General features: G+C 31.8%; 2 protein-coding genes and 1 pseudogene. All 3 read left to right on the forward strand.

Translation table 11 applies throughout. From position 1 onward, the window contains the following. The coding region (locus tag G5W_RS0107565) for a BglII/BstYI family type II restriction endonuclease (RefSeq protein ID WP_010095556.1) at positions 1 to 525 on the forward strand (525 nt) is incomplete at its 5' end. A gap of 247 nt (positions 526 to 772) precedes the next feature. Continuing rightward, positions 773 to 2044, forward strand: coding sequence for a DNA (cytosine-5-)-methyltransferase (dcm, locus tag G5W_RS0107570; RefSeq protein ID WP_010095557.1), 1272 nt, complete (start codon positions 773 to 775; stop codon positions 2042 to 2044). Between the two features lie 54 nt (positions 2045 to 2098). Beyond that, positions 2099 to 3083 (forward strand): annotated as a pseudogene (locus tag G5W_RS22070) (Sau3AI family type II restriction endonuclease); the annotation flags it as partial.

Raw genomic sequence — 3083 nt, forward strand, 5'->3', positions numbered from 1 at the left:
TCAAAACAACCAAACAAAGATATAATTCAACAGCTTATTAACTCATATTTTAGACAGAGGTTTCAAAATTTTAATTGGGTAGAAGAACCTCTTACAACACCTAAAGATTTTAAAGATGAATTGAGAGGTGACTTTAAAAAGGAATTTAAAGTCGGTGAGGAGACAATCAAAATACTAATTGAGGTCGAGTTTGGGAATGTTGCTAGTTCATATAGAGATTATTTCAAATTCCAACTTTCTTATGCTTATGATTATGCTGATATTTGTATATTAATTGTACCACTAGACAAATTAGGAAAAAGGATTGATAGTGGTGTTTCAAACTTTGAGAAGACTTGTAAAGAACTACCTTCTGCCAAGCTATCGATAACAGTTCCAATATTAGTTATAGGTCTAGATCCAGAAGGTGAAAAAGAATGGGATGTGAAAGTTTTAGAACCAAATCTCGATATTCTAAAGAATGCCAATAAAGGAGTTAGGAGTAAACATACTAAAATAATTAAAGATTATATTGCAAAGTTATGAATAACCTATTTCCAGAATAGAGGGTAAGTAATCCACCCAAAGTAGGATTTCTTACCCTCTATTCTTTTAATTTTTTCTTACAAGTAGTTATTATATTCCATAGAAATACTTTGATTTTATATGGTAAAATAATAATTTAGTATTGGTATATCTCCTAATAGATTATTTAAGTAAAATTAAAGCAAAGATCTTGATCTTTTGATAAAAATAAGATATAATGGAAGAAAAGGCGAAAGGATGTTCGTGTATGGAAGGCAAAAAAACAATACGAGTAATTGAGTTGTTTGCTGGTGTAGGTGGTTTTAGACTAGGGTTAGAGAAAGCCAATAAACAACTATATGAGGTTGTATGGGCCAACCAGTGGGAACCAGCAAGAAAAGCTCAAGATGCTTTTGATTGTTATACTCGTAACTTCACTAGTGGAATCCATAGTAACGAAGATATTGCTATAGTTCCAGATGACCTCTTTCAGAGTATGAGGCCAGACTTAGTAGTAGGTGGTTTTCCATGCCAAGATTATTCTGTAGCTAGGTCACTTTCTGGTGAAAAGGGTATTCAGGGGAAAAAAGGTGTATTATTTTGGGAGATTGAAAGAGTACTAAAAAGTTCCCATCCTAAGTATGTATTGTTAGAAAATGTTGATAGATTATTAAAATCACCATCTAAACAGCGTGGTAGAGACTTTGCGGTAATGTTAGCAACATTCCGTAACTTGGATTATACCGTGGAGTGGCGTGTTATCAATGCTGCGGATTATGGTTTTGCACAAAGAAGAAGGAGAGTATTTATATTTGCATATAAAAATGATGTTTTCTTCGGGAAAGAACAAATGAAGATAGATTCTAAAGAAATTGTTTTTAATGAAGGATTCTTTGCAAAAGCTTTTCCTGTTAAAGGTGAGCCTTATAAAGGACGCATTTCTCAAGATATTTTACCAATTGATAGAGTTGACATCTCTGATAACTTTTCTTTTGATTTTCATACAGCAGGTATTATGAGAAATGGAAGTGTATTTACAGCACATACAGAACCGATTTCAATGGAACCAACGCCCCTAGGTGATATTTTAATTGATGAAGCTGAGGTTGCTGATAAGTTCTATTTGACTAAAGAAATTGAAGACAAATTTGATTATCTGCGTGGGGCTAAAAAGGTAGAGAGAACTACTGCTGATGGTCATAAATACTATTTCTCTGAAGGTGGAATGTCACCTACAGATTTATTGGATAAACCTGGTAGAACTATGCTTACTAGTGAGGGATCTGTTAATAGAAGTACCCATATAGTCGAAGTAAATGGAAGAAAAAGATTCCTTACCCCAATTGAATGCGAAAGACTAAACGGCTTCAATGATAATTGGACTGAAGGAATGACAGATAGAATGAGATACTTCTGTATGGGAAATGCATTAGTAGTTGATCTTATTGAGATTATGGGTAGACGTATAGAAGAAATTGAGAATATATCAAAGATGACAAATGAATCTGAATTAATACAATTAGAATTATTAAAGAGCTGATACAGAAGTATCAGCTCTTTATGTTAATATAGAATATAGAAAGGGGTTACAAATATGATATATAAAACACCTGAAGAACTATTATATAAATCAAAACAAGCAGAAGGAAAAACTTTTGGTGAAATAGATAAAAGTGGAAGGATTGAAAATGATAGAGCAAAGGGTGGACTAGGTCAGATAGTAGAAGAAAGCTTCTTTGGATATGAGATTAATTCAAAAAGTGAGGCTGATTTCACTGAACTAGGAATTGAGCTAAAAGTTACACCGATTAAGAAGAATAAAAATGGAATTCTTTCTGCTAAGGAAAGACTTGTTCTAAATATAATTAATTATCACAAAGAAGTACATAACTCGTTCAATAGTTCTAGTTTTTGGAAGAAAAATGAAAAACTCTTGATTATGTTCTATGAATGGATTCCAGAGATTAAGAGAGCAGACTATAAAGTGATAAAGTCTATTTTGCATACTTATACTGAAGAAGACTTAGAGGTAATTAAACAAGATTGGCAGACAATTATAAATAAAATTCGACTAGGTTTAGCCCACGAATTATCTGAAGCTGATACTAATTATTTGGGTGCTTGTACAAAAGGAGCTAATAAAAGTTCTTTACGTACTCAACCCTTTAGTGAAATACCAGCAATGCAACGAGCTTATTCTTTAAAGCAAAGCTATATGACAACATTGGTTCGAAAATATATTAATAATGAAGATCTTGTTCAGTTCACGTCCCCTGAAGAATTAAAGAATAATACATTATTAGAATTACTAGAGAAACGCTTTTCACCATATGTAAATTCATCTTTGGAAGAAATATCATCTATAAGGAATATTAATGTTAATTATAAATCTAAGAGTTTTCTACCGGAATTTATAAGTAATTTACTTGGCATTCAAGGAACAAGATTAAATCAAATTGAAGAATTTGAGAAAGCAAATAATTCAAATAAAAACTAGTTAGGTTAGTAACCAAATGAAATTCCAAAAGAGCATATGTCATTTAGAAATATAAGCTTTTTAAAATGGCTAGTGTGTACGT

Source organism: Ornithinibacillus scapharcae TW25 (assembly GCF_000190475.1).
Classification (GTDB): domain Bacteria; phylum Bacillota; class Bacilli; order Bacillales; family Amphibacillaceae; genus Ornithinibacillus; species Ornithinibacillus scapharcae.

Coding starts and splice junctions, on each gene's coding strand:
- dcm (WP_010095557.1), top strand. CDS start 773: ATGGAAGGCAAAAAAACAATACGAGTAATTGAGTTGTTTGCTGGTGTA.